The sequence below is a fragment of the Paucibacter sp. TC2R-5 genome (genome assembly GCF_025717605.1).
Classification (GTDB): Bacteria; Pseudomonadota; Gammaproteobacteria; order Burkholderiales; family Burkholderiaceae_C; genus Paucibacter_A; species Paucibacter_A albus.
In genome coordinates this window covers 377846-395339 of the sequence record NZ_JAJIRQ010000004.1, presented here as the reverse complement: position 1 = coordinate 395339, position 17494 = coordinate 377846, and the positions used below count along the sequence as shown (strand labels likewise).

At 63.4% G+C, this 17494-nt stretch carries 24 protein-coding genes; 16 read left to right on the top strand and 8 right to left on the bottom strand.

All coding sequences use genetic code 11. The features are described 5' to 3' along the window. Positions 1–5 precede the first annotated feature (5 nt). Positions 6–863, bottom strand: coding sequence for a phosphonate ABC transporter ATP-binding protein (gene phnC / locus LNV08_RS11920; RefSeq protein ID WP_263534084.1), 858 nt, complete (start codon positions 861–863; stop codon positions 6–8). Between the two features lie 321 nt (positions 864–1184). Then, positions 1185–2105: an alpha/beta fold hydrolase gene (locus tag LNV08_RS11915; protein ID WP_263533913.1), complete on the bottom strand. Its 921-nt coding sequence runs from the start codon at positions 2103–2105 to the stop codon at positions 1185–1187. A gap of 185 nt (positions 2106–2290) precedes the next feature. Here LNV08_RS11915 and LNV08_RS11910 point away from each other — a divergent pair, with 185 nt between their 5' ends. Next, positions 2291–3184, top strand: a complete 894-nt coding sequence (locus tag LNV08_RS11910; RefSeq protein WP_263533912.1) for a dienelactone hydrolase family protein — start codon at positions 2291–2293, stop codon at positions 3182–3184. 94 nt (positions 3185–3278) lie between these two features. Continuing rightward, positions 3279–3887, top strand: coding sequence for a LysE family translocator (locus LNV08_RS11905; RefSeq protein ID WP_263533911.1), 609 nt, complete (start codon positions 3279–3281; stop codon positions 3885–3887). A 3-nt stretch (positions 3888–3890) separates the two neighbouring features. Here the strand turns inward: LNV08_RS11905 and LNV08_RS11900 are convergent, their stop codons facing one another. Beyond that, the gene (locus LNV08_RS11900) at positions 3891–4712 is read right to left on the bottom strand and encodes an AraC family transcriptional regulator (RefSeq protein ID WP_263533910.1); all 822 of its coding nucleotides are present in this window, start codon (positions 4710–4712) and stop codon (positions 3891–3893) included. 171 nt (positions 4713–4883) lie between these two features. On the opposite strand from LNV08_RS11900, the gene LNV08_RS11895 reads away from it, so the two are divergent. Further along, positions 4884–5294 (top strand): GFA family protein, encoded by a 411-nt coding sequence (locus tag LNV08_RS11895; RefSeq protein ID WP_263533909.1) that lies wholly within the window; start codon positions 4884–4886, stop codon positions 5292–5294. A gap of 117 nt (positions 5295–5411) precedes the next feature. On the opposite strand, the gene LNV08_RS11890 is transcribed toward LNV08_RS11895, so the two are convergent. The 4 genes from LNV08_RS11890 to LNV08_RS11875 all read right to left on the bottom strand — a co-directional run bounded on the left by LNV08_RS11890 (position 5412) and on the right by LNV08_RS11875 (position 9062). Then, on the bottom strand, positions 5412–5930 hold the full coding sequence (locus LNV08_RS11890; RefSeq protein WP_263533908.1) for a hypothetical protein: 519 nt from the start codon (positions 5928–5930) through the stop codon (positions 5412–5414). A 60-nt stretch (positions 5931–5990) separates the two neighbouring features. Beyond that, on the bottom strand, positions 5991–7337 hold the full coding sequence (locus tag LNV08_RS11885) for an MFS transporter (RefSeq protein ID WP_263533907.1): 1347 nt from the start codon (positions 7335–7337) through the stop codon (positions 5991–5993). Continuing rightward, a complete protein-coding gene (locus LNV08_RS11880) occupies positions 7334–8092 on the bottom strand; it encodes a MerR family transcriptional regulator (RefSeq protein ID WP_263533906.1) in 759 nt (252 codons plus the stop codon). Before LNV08_RS11880 ends, LNV08_RS11885 begins: the two co-directional genes overlap by 4 nt. Positions 8093–8555: 463 nt before the next feature. Continuing rightward, positions 8556–9062 carry a helix-turn-helix domain-containing protein gene (locus tag LNV08_RS11875; protein ID WP_263533905.1) on the bottom strand — a complete coding sequence of 169 codons (507 nt, stop codon included), beginning with the start codon at positions 9060–9062 and terminating at the stop codon, positions 8556–8558. Between the two features lie 470 nt (positions 9063–9532). Here LNV08_RS11875 and LNV08_RS11870 point away from each other — a divergent pair, with 470 nt between their 5' ends. From LNV08_RS11870 to LNV08_RS11820, 11 genes are all read left to right on the top strand, one after another. Further along, the gene (locus tag LNV08_RS11870) at positions 9533–9856 is read left to right on the top strand and encodes a hypothetical protein (protein ID WP_263533904.1); all 324 of its coding nucleotides are present in this window, start codon (positions 9533–9535) and stop codon (positions 9854–9856) included. Continuing rightward, the gene (locus LNV08_RS11865) at positions 9853–10188 is read left to right on the top strand and encodes a hypothetical protein (protein ID WP_263533903.1); all 336 of its coding nucleotides are present in this window, start codon (positions 9853–9855) and stop codon (positions 10186–10188) included. Before LNV08_RS11870 ends, LNV08_RS11865 begins: the two co-directional genes overlap by 4 nt. A 212-nt stretch (positions 10189–10400) precedes the next feature. After that, on the top strand, positions 10401–12380 hold the full coding sequence (locus LNV08_RS11860) for a Mu transposase C-terminal domain-containing protein (protein WP_263533902.1): 1980 nt from the start codon (positions 10401–10403) through the stop codon (positions 12378–12380). Positions 12381–12460: 80 nt separating this feature from the next. Then, positions 12461–13204, top strand: coding sequence for a hypothetical protein (locus tag LNV08_RS11855; protein WP_263533901.1), 744 nt, complete (start codon positions 12461–12463; stop codon positions 13202–13204). Next, the gene (locus LNV08_RS11850; protein ID WP_263533900.1) at positions 13201–13665 is read left to right on the top strand and encodes a hypothetical protein; all 465 of its coding nucleotides are present in this window, start codon (positions 13201–13203) and stop codon (positions 13663–13665) included. The genes LNV08_RS11855 and LNV08_RS11850 overlap by 4 nt, the downstream gene beginning before the upstream one ends. Beyond that, on the top strand, positions 13662–14309 hold the full coding sequence (locus LNV08_RS11845) for a hypothetical protein (RefSeq protein ID WP_263533899.1): 648 nt from the start codon (positions 13662–13664) through the stop codon (positions 14307–14309). The genes LNV08_RS11850 and LNV08_RS11845 overlap by 4 nt, the downstream gene beginning before the upstream one ends. Continuing rightward, positions 14306–14581: a hypothetical protein gene (locus LNV08_RS11840; RefSeq protein ID WP_263533898.1), complete on the top strand. Its 276-nt coding sequence runs from the start codon at positions 14306–14308 to the stop codon at positions 14579–14581. The genes LNV08_RS11845 and LNV08_RS11840 overlap by 4 nt, the downstream gene beginning before the upstream one ends. Continuing rightward, complete coding sequence (locus LNV08_RS11835; RefSeq protein WP_263533897.1) at positions 14578–15093, top strand: regulatory protein GemA; 516 nt, start codon at positions 14578–14580, stop codon at positions 15091–15093. Before LNV08_RS11840 ends, LNV08_RS11835 begins: the two co-directional genes overlap by 4 nt. 13 nt (positions 15094–15106) lie before the next feature. Continuing rightward, on the top strand, positions 15107–15631 hold the full coding sequence (locus LNV08_RS11830) for a hypothetical protein (RefSeq protein WP_263533896.1): 525 nt from the start codon (positions 15107–15109) through the stop codon (positions 15629–15631). Positions 15632–15667: 36 nt separating this feature from the next. Next, positions 15668–16105: a hypothetical protein gene (locus LNV08_RS11825; RefSeq protein ID WP_263533895.1), complete on the top strand. Its 438-nt coding sequence runs from the start codon at positions 15668–15670 to the stop codon at positions 16103–16105. After that, a complete protein-coding gene (locus tag LNV08_RS11820; protein ID WP_263534083.1) occupies positions 16038–16640 on the top strand; it encodes a DUF3164 family protein in 603 nt (200 codons plus the stop codon). The genes LNV08_RS11825 and LNV08_RS11820 overlap by 68 nt, the downstream gene beginning before the upstream one ends. 5 nt (positions 16641–16645) lie before the next feature. Here LNV08_RS11820 and LNV08_RS11815 read toward each other — a convergent pair whose 3' ends face one another. Next, a complete protein-coding gene (locus LNV08_RS11815; RefSeq protein ID WP_263533894.1) occupies positions 16646–16810 on the bottom strand; it encodes a hypothetical protein in 165 nt (54 codons plus the stop codon). A 72-nt stretch (positions 16811–16882) separates the two neighbouring features. Here LNV08_RS11815 and LNV08_RS11810 point away from each other — a divergent pair, with 72 nt between their 5' ends. Together LNV08_RS11810 and LNV08_RS11805 are read left to right on the top strand one after the other, a co-directional pair. Next, positions 16883–17170: a hypothetical protein gene (locus tag LNV08_RS11810; protein ID WP_263533893.1), complete on the top strand. Its 288-nt coding sequence runs from the start codon at positions 16883–16885 to the stop codon at positions 17168–17170. Further along, positions 17167–17454, top strand: a complete 288-nt coding sequence (locus LNV08_RS11805) for a hypothetical protein (protein ID WP_263533892.1) — start codon at positions 17167–17169, stop codon at positions 17452–17454. The genes LNV08_RS11810 and LNV08_RS11805 overlap by 4 nt, the downstream gene beginning before the upstream one ends. Positions 17455–17494: the final 40 nt, after the last annotated feature.

Below are 17494 nucleotides of genomic sequence, written 5' to 3'. Positions count from 1 at the left end.
GGAATTCAGGCGGCGCGCAAGCCGTCCAGTGAGTAACTCGGCGACTGCGCGGGAACGGCCGGCGCCAAGCCCGGTGAGACAGGGGTGATCAACTCATCGATCTGGCTGCCATAGAGCTCGCGCAGTTTGAGCGGGGTCAGTTCTTGCGTCGGCCCATCGAACACGACCTGGCCCTGGCGCAGCGCGACGGTGCGCGGGCAAAAAGCAAAGGCATAGTCGACCTGGTGCAGCGACACGACGACGGTGACGCCGAGCTCCCGGTTCAGCTCCGCCAGCAAGCTCATCACGCGACGCGAAGATTCAGGGTCCAGCGACGCGATGGGTTCGTCGGCCAGAATGATCTCGGCGCCCTGCACCAGCGCGCGCGAGATCGCGGCCCTCTGCTGCTGCCCGCCCGACAAGGTTGACGCACGCTGCCAGGCGCAAGCCTCGATGCCCACGCGCGCCAGCGCGGCATAGGCACGCTCTTGCTCGGCGCGCGGGAACAAGCCCAAAAGCCCACGCCACAGCGGCAGGCGGTGCAGCGCGCCGGCCAAGACATTCGTCATCACCGGCAGGCGCTCGACCAGATTGAACTGCTGAAACACGGTCGCCACCTTGGCGCGCGAGGCGCGCACATCGCCGGCCAAGCGGCCGCCGCTTTGCAGCTCGCGGCCCAGGATGGTCACGACCGAGCGGCTGCCCGCGTCGGCGCGGTGCAGGCCGCTGAGGTGGCGCAGCAGGGTCGACTTGCCGGAGCCGGACGCACCCAGCAAAGCGACCATCTCGCCGCGCCGCACTTGCAGCTCCACATCACGCAAGGCGGGCGCCTTGCCCGCGCCGAAGGTCTTGCGCAGGCCTTGCACATCGATCACAAGAGGAATTTGAGGATGACTCACTGCCCGACTCCAAAGTCAAGCCGCAATCATCTAGATGACATGTGACGGGGCGGTGATGCTTGCGTGACAGTTGCAGGACGAAGCGCCCTGCCCCGCAGCCACGCTGGGCGGCGATGAAGGGTCGCCAGCAGACCAAGCGGCAGATCACAGCGCGCAGACCCAAGACAAGGAGAAGAACTGCCCGAGCTCGGTCAAGCTGAAAGAACATGCCCTTGGGGGCTTGGTGTCCCGCGGCTTTGTGGTCGGCTCCGTCGGCCGCTAGGTCTACATCGTGTACCGGCAGAACATCGCCTCGACCAAAGGCCATCAGCGCGCACTGATCATCATTTCCTGAATCGCTTGCACAACCGCCTCCGGATTGGCTTTCTGGATCTGGTGATCGGAATCCAGCACCACGGTCTTGGCGCCGGGGTAAAGCGCACGCACGCGGGCAATCGTGGCCTCGTCAGCATTGACGACGCCGAAGTCCACAGCGATCGCGCCCGCACCCTTTGGCACGTTGACCAAACGGGTGACCGGAATCTGCGCCGACCAAGGCAAAGCGAGCACCGCCTCGCCGGTGGCGTGGATCGCGTCGATCTCGCGAGCGGCCATGCGGCTCATGAAGACGGCCTTGGCCCAGCGCGTGTAGAGCGGAAAGTCTTCGGGCTTTTTGATGATGCCTGGGTATAGCGAATCCACCAGCACCAGCCCTTTGACCTCGCTCGGGTATTGGCGCGCAAAGAGCTGCATATACAGCCCACCGAGCGAATGGCCGACTAAAACGTAAGGCGGCTTGTGGCCTTGCTGCTGCAACAACTCACGCAAATCGGCGACGATTTGGCGCCCATCGCGCGGGCGTTCGGTGGCTTCGCTGCGGCCGATGCCGGGGCGGTCATAGGCAAACAGCGACCAGGCTTTGGCGCTTCCCGGAGCCGACTGCTGAGTCAACTGATACTGCTGGGCCGAAGTCGCGAAGGCGCCGATGACGGCGTTCCAGCCCTCCATTTCGGCACGCGATCCGTTCTCGAACACCAGCGTCCCCGGCGCCTCAGGGGCCTTGATGCTCAACTGCTCGATCTCCTGTCCATGCAGGCGAGCCAGCGCCGGCATCGCTGCCGCCTCGCTGGCATGCGCGCTGCCGAGGCCGGCCAAGACGGTCGCCAGCAAGGTGAGCACAGCGAGCGCGCAGGTGCGCATGAACGGGCTGGCACTGGGTCTATAGGAGCTAACGATATTGATAGGCATGGAACAAGTGAGTCAGAAGAGGGAGCCGCGTTTGTATCAATTCGCTCCGCACAGGTCGCGCGGCTTGCGACAGACCGTTCACATGCAGGGGCAGGCCGCATAGCGAGGCCCCCGCTCAAGCTTGGGGGCGCGCACTCATTCGTGCGATTTTGGATATGCTCCAGCCTTCATATTCAGGAGCCGCCATGCAGCGCAAAACCGCACAGGATTTCGACCAAGACCTGCTGATTTTGTTTGACGCCTATGTTCACGGCACGCTGGACCGGCGCGGCTTCCTGGAGCGTGCACAGAAGTTCGCGGTCGGCGGCCTGACGGCCACGGCCTTGCTGGCCTCGCTGTCCCCCGACTTCGCGATGGGCCAAGTGGTACCCAAGGACGATGCCCGCGTGAAGACCGAAATGGTCGAAATTCCGTCTCCGAGCGGCAACGGCAGCATCAAGGGCTATCTGGCGCGGCCCGCCGAGGCGAAGGGCAAGCTGCCCGCAATCTTGGTGGTGCATGAGAACCGCGGGCTCAACCCGCATATCGAAGACATTGCGCGTCGCTTGGCCCTGGATGGCTATCTCGTCTTGGCTCCAGATGCCCTCAGTCCCCTGGGCGGCTACCCCGGCAACGAGGACAAGGCCCGCGAACTCTTCGCCAAGCTGGACCAAGCCAAGACGCGAGAGGACTTCCTCGCCAGCGCGGCCTGGCTCAAGGCCCGGCCAGACAGCACGGGCAAGCTCGGCGCGGTGGGCTTTTGCTATGGCGGCGGCATGGTCCATATGCTGTCAACCCGCTTGCCCGACTTGGCCGCTGCTGTGCCCTTCTATGGCAATCACCCCGCACTCGAAGACGCGGCCAAGGTCAAGGCGCCCCTGCTGATTCACTTCGCCGCCGTGGACGAGCGCATCAACGCGGCCTGGCCGGCTTACGAGGCTGCACTGAAGGCCGCCGGCGTGCCCTATACCGCGCACCAATATGCCGGCACCCAGCACGGTTTCAACAACGACACCACGCCACGCTTTGACGCCGCAGCAGCCAAGCTGGCCTGGGAACGCACGCTGGAATTCTTCAAGCAGAACTTGCAAGGCATCTAGCTCAGCGCCCCTGGCCGGGGCGATTTTGTTCAATACGACGGCGACCCAAAGCCCTATCTTTGGGTCCTCCTGCTGCTGTTGATTGAACAAAACGATGAGTGTTTATCTGTCCATGGCCGCCTTCGCGCTGGCTTCGTCCATCTCCCCCGGCCCGGTCAATCTCGTCGCGCTGAGCGCGGGTGCCCAGCATGGCCTGCGCGCCGGCCTGCGCCACGTGACCGGCGCCACCGTAGGTTTCACGGCTTTGTTGCTGCTGATCGGCCTGGGGCTGAACGAGCTGATCGCCCGCAGCGGCTACGGGCCCAGCCTGTTGCTTGTGCTGCGCTGGGGCGGCTTGAGCTTTCTGGTCTATATGGCCTGGCAACTGGCCCGCAGTGATGGCAAGTTAGGCAGTAGCAAGTCAGCTAGTAGCGAGGCGCAGCGCGCCAAGCCCTCCTACCTCTACGGCGCCACTATGCAATGGCTGAACCCCAAGGCCTGGATCGCCTCGCTGGCCGGCATGGCAGCCTACGCCTCAAGCGGCGACGGCTTGCTGGTCTGGCAGTTCGCCGCCATCTATTTTGTGATTTGCTATGCCTCGCTGGCCAGTTGGGCCTGGGCCGGCGCCTCGCTGCGCCGGCACCTGAACGAGCCGCGCAAGCTGATGTTCTTCAACCGGACGCTGGCCGCCTTTCTACTGCTGGCTGCCCTCTATATGGTTTGAAATTCATCTTTGCCGGTATTGCCCCGGCGTCACCGCCACCACGCGCTTGAAGGCGCGCTGCAAATGGGCCTGGTCGGCAAAGCCCGCCTCGATCGCTATATCCACAATCGAGCCACGCCCAGCGCGCAGTTGCTCGCGGCAGAACTGCACCCGCCGGTTCACCTGGTAAACATGCGGCGTCAGGCCGAACTGCTGCTTGAAGGCGCGGATCAGGTAGGAAACCGACAGGCCCGCGCAGGCCGCGATCTCGTCCAGACTCAGGTCCCTGCGGAATTGCGCATCAATAAAGTCCGACGCCGCCAATAGCTTGGCGCTTGGCGCCGGCCTCGGCTGTGCCAAGGGAGCGGACTGCAGCATCAGGCCGGAGAAAAATGCCAAGGCGGCAGCCTCTTTCTGCGGCACGGTCACGCCACCGTCGTCCAACACATCGCACAGGCCCAGCAAGCCACGGTAGAGCGCTTCGTCGTAAGTCAGGGCGAAGGGTATAGGCTTGAATCCGCCCGCATTGCCGCAATTCAGCTCACGCTGCAAACTGCCCAGCCAAGACGCGTCGACATACAACATGCGATAGGTCCAAGGCGCGCCGGCCAGGGGATTGCAAGCATGCGCCTCGCCTGGATTCATCAGCACCACCGCGCCCACGTCAACCTGCTCCTGCACATCACCATGCAGATAGATGCTGCTGCCGCCAGTGACGGCGCCGATAGAGAACTCATCGTGAGCATGCTTGGCGTAGCCGATGGCCGAGCAGCCTAGAAAGCTGCGCAACTCCAAAAACGGCAAGCTCTGATCGCGCCAAAACAAGGTGCTGGCACCGGCCTTCATAGCCAACTTCTCCTCATGCCAAAAAGTCTCCCGCGCGGGCTTGCAAAGACACTGGCAAAACCTGCCCAAGTCATCATCCTAGATTCAAGCTGATGGAATCTCGCCGGTCGACATGCAAGAATCGGCACCCAATCACCGGTCACGACCAGCCACGAAAGTAGTATTGAAGCCATGAGCCCCTACCTCGGAACTTGCTTGTGTGGCGCGGTGGCATTGGAAATTGAGGGAGGCATTGAGGCCATCATTCATTGCCATTGTTCCAAGTGCCGCAAGGCGAGTGGCACGGCCTTCGCGACCAATGGCTTCATTCGCTCAGGTGGCTTGAAGATTACGCGGGGTGAACAGAACATTCGCAGCTACGAGGGTGCGCCGGGTCGCAGCCGGCATTTCTGCGGCATCTGCGCGTCGCCGCTGTTCAGCTCGAACAGCGCGGATTCTGATCGACTCAGGCTACGCTTGGGCATCCTGGACTCTGACATCGCCGAGCGCCCCATCTCGCATAACTTTGTATCGTCAAAGGCCTCGTGGGAGGAGATGGATGCGGAACTGCCTCGCTATGACGGCCACGAGCCGGGGCGCTGAGGGCTTCCGCTGCATTCAAGTTGGCGCCAGACAGGTGTAGCCTCTTGCTGTCCAAGCTCAGCTCACGTACCTTCCCGCTGCTTCAGCGCCCGCGCATGCGCGGGTGCTTGAGGAGCGTCAGGATTTGACCTGATTGCGTGCCGCCACCTTGGCCTTGACGTCTTCGGGCGACCAGAACAGCCAGTCATGCTGCTGCATATGCGCGCGAATCGCTTCGCTCTGGCCCTGATTGACCTTGCCGGCAATCATGCCCAGCCGCACCTTGGTCTCGGCGTTAGCCATACCCAGCGCGATCAAGTCTTGCAAGAGCCGAGCCAGCACCAGATTGCGGTAGCGCTCGGAGGTGAAGAGCTTGAAACGCCCGGTCGGCACCTCATGCTCTTCTTGCAGCAGCGACAGCTTGGCGCCGGGTGAGTCCAGGTATGCCTTGACGTCCAGCGCCAGCACTTCGTTGGTCCTCAAATTGAAGGCCAGCATATCGATCTCGGGCTTTGGCGCGGACTGCTTACCGATTTGCTTCTTCTCTTCCAGGCTGACGCTAACCTTGAACTTGTGCCGCACCCAAAACCCCTCTTCTTCGAGCAGGGTGGTGACAATGTTCTCGAACTTGTCTATGGTTTTGAATACTTCAATCATTTGCGCCTACGCCCTCTGCTGTGCCGTCACTATCAAGGGCGGATTCTATTCGGGCAGGCTTCAAACCAGCGCAGCGCCGGCGCCGGTCCCGGGCCCGGCCGCCGGCCGGTCATTGATACGCCGGATCGGCGTCACCGTCAGACCCAACAGCACGATCAAGAGCAGGGCCAGGCCGCAGGCTGTGAACAGCGCCGCCGGTGAGATCAGCCGCAGCGCCGCCCCGGCGGCGGCGGCCGCCAGCGGCGCCAAACCCATGAAGATGAACATGAAGACACTCATGGCCCGCCCCAGCATGGCCGGCGGCACGCGCTTTTGCATCCAGGTGAACACCGCCACCTGAACGAAGCCGGCCAAGGCGCCCAGCGGCGCCAGCAGCGCCAAGCCCTGCCAGACTGCCGTGATATGGCCGAAGGGCAAGAACACCAGGCCGGCCACGCCGTCGATCGCCAGCACCGTCAAACCCAGCGTCCCCAGCCGCCAAGTCGGCCGCATGCCAGCAACAAGCATGCCGATCAAACTACCCACGCCGTGCCCGGCCAACAAGAGGCCCAAGGCCGCCGCGCCGCCGGCCACTTGCGTGCTGGCCAGCACCGGCAATGCAACCTGTATCGGGCCGCCGACAAAGAAGGCGATCGCCGCGAAATACAGGCACAGCGTGCGCAACTCGCGATCGGCCCACATCAGCCGCATGGCCTCGGCCACCGCCCCCAATACCGATTGCTGATCGGCCAACTGAGCGGACTCAAAGGAACGCACCTTGCTCAAGGTCCAGGCTGAAATGGCGAAGCTGGCCGCATCAAGGGCGAAAGCCAGGCCCAGCCCTTGCGCATTGGCCAAGCCCGCCGCTTGCTCGCTAAAGGCTGCAATCAACAGGCCTGCCATCAGCGGCCCGAGCAAGGCCGTCAACTGCCGCAAGGCCATCAAGGTCCCATTGGCCGTTTGCAAGGCCTCGGCCGGCAGCGTCCTGGGCAGGATAGAACTGCCGGCAGGGAAGCTGAATGCCGTCACCAGCCCAATGGCCAAGGCCAGCGAATAGACCATCCACAACTGCACCGCGCTGGTCCAGACCAACAAGGCCAGCAAGCCAAGCAAGCTGGCGTTGAGCAGCTTGGTCCACATCAGTACGGTCTTGGGCGAGTAGCGATCCACGATGGCGCCGCCGATCAGAATGAAAAGCGCGCGCGGCAGGCCGACGATGGCCAGCACCAGGCCCAACTCCAAGGGATCGTTGCTCAGCTTGAGCACCAGCCAGGGCAAGGCAATTAGAGTGAACTGATCGCCCAGCATCGACAGCGCGCCGCCGCCCAACAGCCAGCGGAAATTGGCGTTAGCGAACAGAGCGCGGCGCGCGTCCTTGGCTGCATCGGGGGTGGTGGCTGTTGCGGGCGCTGTTGCAGCGGGCTTCATTGTTTTGTTCCTTTTGTCCTTGCTTCGGTCTTGGCGGCAGATGCCGCTGAAGCGCGCAAATAAGCGATCAACTCCGGCGTGACGCCGGTGTCTCGCTGCATGGCCGGCTCGTTCGCCCACATGGTTTGAAACTTCGCCCTGACCTCAGCGTCATCTCCGGTGAACTGCGCCATCAAGGCCTGCCAGCGAGTGACCAAGGCCCGCACGCGCGCCGAGGCCGGGTCCGTGCCGCGTGCCATTTCTTTGTGGACGGCCTTGATCAGCGCCGGCCATTCGGCCTCGCTGGCGCGCAGCGCCTCGGCCCCCAGCTCGACGCGGCGACCCTCAAGCCGGGCCAAGTCGGCTTCGCTGAAGTATTTTTCGTAGCGGCGCATCATGCCCATGGTGGCCAACAGGTGCTCGGTAACGCCGGCCTCACCTTCAGGCAGAGCGGCGCACTCGGCCACATGCCTGAGCGCACGCAGCAGGCGCTGTTGGCGCTGCAGTTGCAACTCCACATCGGCAATATGGCGCGTCAGCACCTCCACAAGCGGCGGGCTTTCAGCGTCCAAGAGCGGCGCGATATCTTTCAGCGCCAGGCCAGACTGCCTGTAGGCCAACAAACGATGCAGACGCAAAACATCGGCATCGTTGTAGAGGCGATAGCCGGCCTCGCTGCGGCCCGAAGGCGTCAGCAGCCCGAGCTTTTCATAGTGATGCAAAGCGCGCACAGTCAAGCCGCAACGCTTGGCCAGATCACCGACGGTGTATTCCATGGCAGAAAGCCGATTCCTTGGTTCAACAAGAACCGAATCATGAAGCCTGACCTAAGGTGAGGGTCAAGCGCTTTTTTTGCTTGGCTCTGCAGGATCCGGCATGCGGGCATCTGCATCAGTTGGCGTCATGTGGGGTGGTGCTCGTTTTGATGCAGGGGGTGGGCTGAGAGAAAATTTGGGAATGCAATAAAAACGTTGCCTGACAAGCACTTAGAACAGTGCAAGGCAATTCGGGCTATGCGACACGAAATGGCTGGGAGGCCGAAAAAATGAGCAGATTTGCGATTGAAATGATTCGGGACTGAGCCATTCAGTCCTAGGTTCGGTGCTTTTTGAACAAAGCACGGACCTGCCAGGCGGGAGTCACCGCTCTGGGGCGCCGACGGGAGGCCGGCGCGTTACTTTTCGCGTGAGCGAAGGGCCGGGATGGCCGTGGGGTAACGCGATCGCTGCTGCCGCAACGTCAGGCGCGCTTGCCACCCTTTGCAGAGCGTAGCTGCTGTACGGTTGAGCGCAACTCGGCTAGCTGTTGCAGCGTATGAGCGCGAGAGCCGAACTCGGCGACGAGTGCGTCAGCCTCCGCATCGGGCATTTGGTCAAGCAGACCCACCAAGGCATAGAGCCTGTGCTCCAGGTGCTTGAGGTGCGGCGGCAGCACGTTCTTCTTCGGCGCATTGGCTGCTTCAGGCAGATCGGCGACCGCGCGAGCGATGTCGCCTGCTGCTGCCATCTCGGCAGGCAAGGCCTGGGCTTGCTGCGGCGCTCGCATTAGGCCTTGGCCGGTAAGCAACCAATTCAGATTGACGCCAGTACTAGCGATGGCGGCTAACGCCTCGCCGCCTGGTGTCGTAACTCCCTGCTCGTATTTCTTTAGTTGGCCCAGATGGATGCTTATCTGCGCCGCAAATGCAGCCTGCGACAAATCGAGTTCACCGCGCCATGTAGCTAGACGTTTGCCGATTTCAGACATGACCGACTTTCAGTTGCAAAGCCGGGCAATCCTCATGGGCACCTGTCCTGCTGCCCGTCTTTATCTTAAGCATTTGATTTCATTCAGTAATTTGACTTACGTCGGCTTTCGGAACGGCAACGAAAGTCGGGCAAAGCCGGAAAAGAATAAAAAGCATCCTTGCTTCGTTGACTGGATGCAAATAAGCATCTATCATTGCCATCATTGGCGCACATCGGCGACCAATGCGAACCCCCCTAGAAGGGGGAGTAGATGGCGAAAGGTAAGAAGCACATGAGAACGTTGAAAGACCGGGTTGGCACATTGATTGCGCCTGCTGCCTCATCGCCCGTCAGCACCCGCAGGGTCAAGCCCTCGGCTGTTCAGCCCGCTACGTGCTCCCAATATTTGCTTGCTTCGTCGCCTTGGTCCGTGTGCCCGCCCCTGTAGCCGCTCAATTTGATCAACACCAAACAACAGCATATAACACCATGAAGAACCATGTATTGAAATCTCCGAGTGAGGCGCGGGCGTGGTTTACCGCCCAAGGCTTGAGCATTGCCGAGTGGTGCCGACAGCACCAAGTGGGCGCGTCGCTGACGCGGCAAATCCTGGAGGGCAAGAAACCTTGCCACCGGGGGCAGAGCCACCAGATTGCGGTGCTGCTGGGTATTAAGGCGGGGGTGATCAATCGCCCGCTGGAAGCTGCCCGGCAAAAGGGCCCGCGCCAGCCGGCCAAGGCTTTGAAGATTGCCGCAGGCCATCACACCTCAGCAGATTCAATCTCAGGCGCCGATGCAGGGGGTGCAGTATGAACAGCAGCGCCAATTCACAGCATCCCAGCTTGGGAACGCAAGAATTGGACGCTGGAGCGACCGATAGGTATCTTGACCTGGTTGCCGATGCCGAGACATTAACTTTTGAAGTGGCTTTCAGGCAATTACTGGGTTTGGCGCTGATCAGCCAGGCCGTGGATAAATACGGCCCGCGCCAAATACCGGACTGGGTATATTTTTACCTGAGCGAGATTATTTCAAATGTCGTGAGCACAACCCTGGCCGGGCTAGATGCGCAATTAACGCCTTACCACCAACTCACTGGGTTCGCGCGGGTTGAACCGGCTCAGCCACAGGCAGGTGCACTCTAATGGTTGCCCTGGCGTTGGCTCAATCTGTTGCGGCTGCTGTGGATTCATTTGAAATCGCGGCAGCTCTTGGAATAATTGAACGTAATGTCCGACGCCGGGCGGAATCTGGCGGCTGGCCGTTTAATACAACTACCCAGCGCGGCGGACAAAAGCGTTGGTATCCAATTGCCAGCCTCCCGGCCGAAGTACAAACCGCCCTGAATGCCGCGCAAATGCGGGGCCAAGTGCAGCAACGCTTGGCGCTGGCCAAGGCTGCGCAGCAGCGTGTGGCCTTGCCACTGCCTGAGGCGCAGCCTGCCGCAGTAACCCCTGCGCCCGCCCAAGCGCTGATGCCCACAGCTACGCCCACCTTGCCACCCGCAGCTGCCGTGCCTGCGGTGGCCGTGCCTGCCGCTCTTGCCGTGCCCGCCAGCCGCAGTGCCACGCCCCCTGCGCTATACCAAAGCGGCCAAACGCGCCGTGTGGTGACGGACCTGGGCATATTGACCAGCAAAGAGCGGGCGATTCTGGACGCCACGCTGGTGCTGTGCGTGGCGGTGGATGAGGCGCGAGGCGTGACGGGCTGCTCGGCCAAGAAAGCCTGCGCCGACCTGGCGCAGCGCCTGCATGACGGGCGGGCCTTTGGCGAACTGGTGGCGGCCGCGCAGGTGACTTACCAGCGCCCGCGCCAAAGTGCGGCCGATCCACTGGGTGTGGGCTTGCCCCGTGCGCTGCAGACGCGGCTGGAGCGGCTGTATGGCTTTTACATGGCCGGCGTGGCCGTAGGCGACCCGGCGCGTTACTTGGTGCCCGCCCGCACGCCCAAGGGGCTGGAGGCCATGCGCACGGAAGATAAACATGCCTTCCTCGCCCACTATTGCAAGCCGACGCGGCCCACGGTGATGCAGGCTTGGGTGGCTTCGCTGGCCTGGTACGAGGCGCATGGTTTTGAGCGGCCAGCCAAAGACACGTTTTACCGGCTGGAGAAAGAATTCCCGGTGGCCGTGAAGTGCCGGGGCCGCTTTACCGGCAGTGCCTGGAAGGCTTTGATGCCGCACCGCAGCCGCGATGTCAGCATGTTCAAGAGCAATGACATCTGGGTGGGCGACGGCCACACCTTCAGGGCGCGGGTGCAGAGCCCGATCCACGGCAAAGCGTTCCGGCCCGAAATCACGCTGGTGATTGACTGGCGCAGCCGCAAGATTGTGGGCTGGAGCGTTGACCTGGCAGAAAGCACGCTGGCCGTGAGCGCGGCGTTCCGCGACGCGCAGCTGCGCACCCGGGCGCGCCCGCTGGTTTATTACCGCGACAACGGCTCGGGCCAGACCGGCAAGCTGATCGATTGCGAGGTGCACGGCACGCTGGCGCGCCAAGGCATTGCCAGCGAAACCGGCATACCGGGCAACCCGCAGGGGCGCGGCGTGATGGAGCGGATTTGGCAGACGGTGATCATCCCGTTTGCTTCGACCTACCCCACCTTCATGGGCAACCAGGCTGACCCGGAGACGGTGCGCAAGGCGCAAATTCAAGTCGTCAAGGATCAGCGGGCCGGCAAGGTGAGCGCCTTGCTGCCGAGCTGGCGCACCTTCATCGCCGACCTGGCCGCGCACATCGAGGCCTACAACACCCAGCACAAGCACAGCGCGCTGGCAGGGCTCACGCCCGAGCAGGCGTATCAGCAGTACATGGACGCCGACTCGCTGGTGTTTGCGGTGGATGACGCGGAAATCCATGCGCTGTGGCTGCCTGAAGTGGCGCGCACACCGAGGCGCGGGCTGATTGAGCTGTTCGGCAACAAGTACTTCTTGCCAAGCCTGCTGGAGAGCCTGCCCGAGGGCGAGCAGGTGCGCGTGCGCTTTGACATCCATCGCGCCGAAACCGTGCTGGTGCTGGCGATGGACGGGCAGGCGCTGGGCTTGGCCACCTGGGAGGGCAACCGCAGCGCGGCCTTCCCGGTGCCTTACATCGAAACCAAGCGTGAAGAGCGGGCCAAGGGCATCAAGGCCCGCGCCGCTGAAAACATCCAGCGCGCCGATGACGAGTTGATGCAGACCGTCGAACAAGACGTGCAGCCCAGGGCGACGTGGATTGAGTTGGCGCCGGAGCTGCCTGAAGTTACGCCGCAGGAAGAAGCGCCGCGCATGAGCTGGCTGGAGACGCTGCAAGCGCTGGACGCCTTGGAGGCGCAGCAGGGCCGCGAGGCACTGGGTTGATTGGGGTGGCCGTCAAGGGTTGCAGCCCAAGACGGCCGAGTTTTGCAAAGCAAGTTTCAAAACAAGAGAGAGTTTGCCACATGAAAAAAGAGTTCGTCAAAACCGATAACGACAAGCGCTTTCGCGCCGCACTGAAGCAAAAGGAATCTCGCGGCGCGGCCGAGAGCGGCCTGATCGTGGTGCACGGCCGGGCCGGTGAGGGCAAAACCCGCACGCTGCACAACTGGGCCAGCGCCTGCAATGCGGTGATGCTGACGGCCAATCCGGCCTGGACGGTGCGCCGCATGATGGTGGAGCTGGCCGAGCAATTCCAGATCGTGGTCAAAGGCCCGTGGGAAGCGGCGGTGGAAGCGCGCATTGGTGCCGAAGAGGTGAACCTGGTCATTGATGAAGCCGGCTTTGCGCTGGCTGATAACGCGGCCTGCCTGGAGCGGCTGCGCTCCATCACCGACAAAAGCGGCACTTTGCTGGTGATGGCCGTGATGGAGCGCGATATGTCGCGGCTCAAGCAGCATGACCAGATCACCAGCCGCGCCACGCTGTGCCCGTTTGGCGCCAGCACGGTGGAAGACGTGAAGACGGCCTGTGCGCAGCTCACCGAGCTGGACTTTGCCGCCGACCTGGTGGAGCGCATCTGGCACGACAGCGGCGCGCGCATGCGGCTGATTGTGGAGGGCATCCACCTGTCTGAGCGGGTGGCCCGCGCGGCCGGCAAAACTTCGGTGGCCGCCGCTGACTTGGCCGGTTACGCCTTGTGTGAAGACTTCAACCTGGTGCGCCGCACGCCGACGCCCAAGGCTGCGCGCGCAGGGGGCAAAGCATGACAGATGCGCTGATCAGGGCGAAGCCAGCGGTCGCCCGCATGACGGTGGCTTGCAAACGCGGCCGGGGCAAGCCGCCCGCCAAAAAATCCAGCGGCCTGCGCGAGCGGGCTTGGTGGGTGATGCGGCAAAAGGGCCAATTCACGCGGGATGACCTGCTGACCACCCTGGCCGACGGCACGTACAAAGACGCCCCGTCGAACCTGCAGAAATACATCACGGCGTTGGAGCGGGTGGGCGTGCTGGCGCGGCTCAAGCGTCGCGCGCCGGGCAACACCCTGACCAGCAATGGCCATGTGATTTGGCGCGTGGCGCGTGACCTGGGTCGCGCAGCACCTGTGTGGCGGCCCAAACAGCAAGAGCTGCTGGACCCCAACAGCGGGGCTTTGCTGCGCCCCCCGGGCTCGCCTGCAGCAGATGACCGAACTCTAAACAACCCAGACCAGCAAGAGACCCCAGCATGATCCAGCCCGGCGACACCTACACCTTGCCTTTGCCGCTGCCCGCGCCAGTACAGCCCGAGGGCGCGGCCAACGTGGACCCCGTGCCCGCCTGGCGCCGTGCGCTGGATGCGGCGATCGCCACCGACCCGCGCGGCAAGGCCGGCGTGGCCGAGCGCATGGGCGGTGCCTGCACGCGTGCCTATGTCAGCCGCGTAGCCAATGGCGACTTGACGGCGCGCCCGCCGGCCAAGTTCATCCAGCGGGTGGAGCTGTACCTGATGCGGGTTGAATGCCCGTACTTGGGTGCAAGCATCACGCCCACCGAATGCGCAACTTATGCAGCGCGCAGTTACGCCCAGGTCAGCCATTTTGAGGTTGCGCATTGGCGGGCATGCCGCAACTGCCCGATGAAGGGCGAAGAGCGGGCTACGGCCTTGGCCGCTGACCATGACCGCTCGACGGCGCTTGCTCAAAGAAAGCTGGATGCCAAGCGTGCCGCCCGGGGCGCGGCCCAACTGGTGGCCCGGGACCAACGCGCCGCCGCCCGCCGGGCCCGCTGGAGCGCCGGCGCCGCCGATCTCGCCAAGCTGGCCGATCGCGGCCCAGCAGCGCTCGCGATCCCCTCAAGCCCTGCAACGCCCGAAATCCCAGGAGCCCCCGCATGATCAAGATCACCCCCACCCGGTCGGCGGCCATCGCCGAGTTCGTTGAGCACCATGTCTTGCCAGTGGTGATGGCCTTCACGGCCGGCCTGCTGCTGGCGCAGCTGACGATGGAGCGCCACTTGAACGACCTGGCCGCCGAGCTGACCCGCGCCAAGTCTGCGGCTGTGACCGCGCAGCTGGTGCTGGGCCGTTACGACGAAGTGTGCGGCCCGTTGCTGAACCTGCCGCTGGAGCAAAGCCCTGAGATCGTGGCGACCGGGGGCGAGCGATGAGCGCCAAATTTGCGGGTGACCTGCTGGAGCTGCGCCGCAAGCGCGGCATCCAAGCCATCAAGGCCGCGCAAGCCCAGTTGGGACTGGATGACGATGTTTACCGCACCATGCTAGAGGCTCAAACCGGCAAGCGCAGCGCCAGCCTGCTCAACCTGACCGAGCAGGCCCGGGTGCTGGACTACCTGCGCAGCCAAGGGGCCACCAACCCGGCCGAGGCCAAACGCCAAGCCACCCGCGACGGCGGGCGCAAGCGCGGCACACCGACCCTGGACAAAGTGGCTTTGCTGGCCAAGGTGAACGCTCTGCTCACCGAGTTGGGTCGCGTTACCGGCACGCCGCACACACTGAACTATGCCGACGCCATTTGCAAGCGTAACGGCTGGGCCGAGCGCATTGACTTTTGCAGCGCGGCCGGCCTGCACAGCTTGGTGGGCGCCCTGTCTCGCACCTTGCGAGCCAAGCTGAAGCCGGCCGCGCCGCAGCCCAGCAAGCCGCCCCGGCCAACAACCTGAAGGACAAGCCGCCATGACTCGCCAGCCTCCCTTGCCTGCCCGCCACCTGAGCGTGTATGACCTGCATGCGCTGGGCCATTTGTTGCCCGCGTCGGCCCGCGAATTGGTGCGGGTCATCGGTGCGCAGGCCGCTGTGACGCTGCTCAACGCCTTGCCCGGCATCACCCTGCCCGTGCCCAAGGCCGCGAACAGCAACCGCCACGGCGCGCGGCGCTGGGCCCAACTGGTGGAGCTGGTGGGGCCTGAGGCCACGGCGCTGCTGGCGGCCCAGTTTGGCGGGTTTGCGCTGGAGATCAACACCTGCGCGGCGCTGCGCTGCGAGCGACGCCGCCGCTGGCTGCGTGCGGGCTTTGATGTGCTGACCACCGGGCCCGGCGGCTTGTCCAAAAACCACGCCATCGAGCAGTTGGGCATCGAGTTGGCGCGGGCCGGCGAGCCCATGAACAACCGCAGCATTGAGCAAGCCATTGACAGCGCCGACGCCAGCGGCCTGCCGCTCAACGTGCCCTTCAACTTGCCGCTGTTTGATGAAGTTTGAAGCATTGAACCCCAACCCTGAACGAGCGAGGCCCCCATGCAAATTGCCTACAAGGAAGCGCTGGAACAACTTGGCGCCCGGCACTGCGTCAACAGCGCCCAAAGCGCCAGCCGCGCGCTGCTTGAAGCGTTGCAGGGGCTGGACTGCGGCTTTGCCGCCGCAGACCAAGCCGCCACGGCCATCGGCCGCGTTGAGATCGCTTGCGAGCAGTTACGCCTGATCGTGGGCAGCGGCCTAGTTGACTTGGCCAAGCTGTGTGCCTATGCCCAACTGCTCAACGAGATCAGGGCGCACGGCCACCAACCTAGCCGCATCACCTATGACACATTACCCCAAGGAGACCACCATGACGACAACCACCTCATCGCCGACACCCGAGACACCCGAAACGGCGCTCACCCAGGCCATTCCGAAAGGCTACTGGCAAGACGCCAACGGCGCGCTGATCCCGCTGGCCAAGATCAAGGACATTGACAAAGCCCGCCACCGCGCCGTCACCCTGATGGTGGACCAGGCGCTCAAGATGAGCACCACCCTGGCCCAGTTCAAGGCCGCCGCCCTGGCCGAGATCGAAGCCTTTGTGCAGCTCAGCGCCGCCGAGTACGACACCAAGCTGGGCGGTAAAAAGGGCAACATCACCTTGGTGAGCTTTGACGGCCGCTTCAAAGTGCTGCGCGCCATGCAAGAAACTATCGTCTTCGATGAGCGCCTGCAAGTCGCCAAAAGCTTGATCGACGAATGCGTGCACTTGTGGGCCAAGGGCGCAAGCAAGAACATCCAAGCCTTGATCAACCACGCGTTTCAGGTGGACAAAGAAGGCAAGGTCAGCACCGCCCGCGTGCTCTCGCTGCGCCAGTTGGACATTCAAGACGACAAGTGGAGCCAGGCCATGGAAGCCATCGCCGACAGCATGAAGACCGCCAGCAGCAAGGCCTATTTGCGCTTCTACCAGCGCGTTGAAGCCACGGGCGAATACGTGGCCATCCCCTTGGACGTGAGCGCAACATGAGCAGATCAAACACCGCCACGGCGGCCAAACTGGCCGACCGCCGCGCCATCGATGCCAAGCGTGGCAGTGACCGGGCCGCCAAAAGAGCCGCAAACCAGGCCGCGCTGGAGCCCATCACGACTCCCGCCACCCGCCACCCGCATCACGATCGCCCCGGCCTTTGTGGACACGCGCTTCCGAGCGGTGGGTCCCATTGCGGGCGGCTTTGCTGACCTGGGCATTGGGCATTACGAGGTGGACGCATGAGTGCGCCGCTTGAACGCGAGGGCACCGGCACCGCCGAGCTGGGCCCCTACGCTGACGTGACCGCCTTGCAGCAAGCGCTGCTGCAAGCCGAAATCAGCGTGGTGGCGCTGCGCGCCGAGCTGGCCGAGGCCAATGCGGTGGTGCAGAGCATGGCCAACGAGCTCAGCGTCATCGTGCTGGCCCACGCACGGTGCGATGCCCTGGGCCTGAAGACGGCGTTGGACAACTTCATGGCCCGGCGCTGCAAGTTCGTTCACATGCCCGCTGGGGGTAGGCTGCAATGAGCGCGGCGCGTAAGTCAGCAGGTGCTGCTACCGCCAAACCTGCGCCCGCCAAAGGTGTGCGCATGTGTCGCGTAACCATTGGCTACGAGCACTTCCTGCTACCGGTTGCGCAGGGCTTGAAGCTGATTGAGGTAATGGAGGCAGCCCTTCAACTTGAAACGGATTGGGCCACCCCAGATAGCAAGTACTACATCACTGGCGTGCCTCGATTGGCTTACCACTCGGCGTTGCCGAGTCAGATCGTGGAACGCCCGGCGGCGCACATGGCAGCCAATCCTGATTGAAGCGCGTCACCCTGGGCCACAGCCCGGGGGCTTTTTGCAG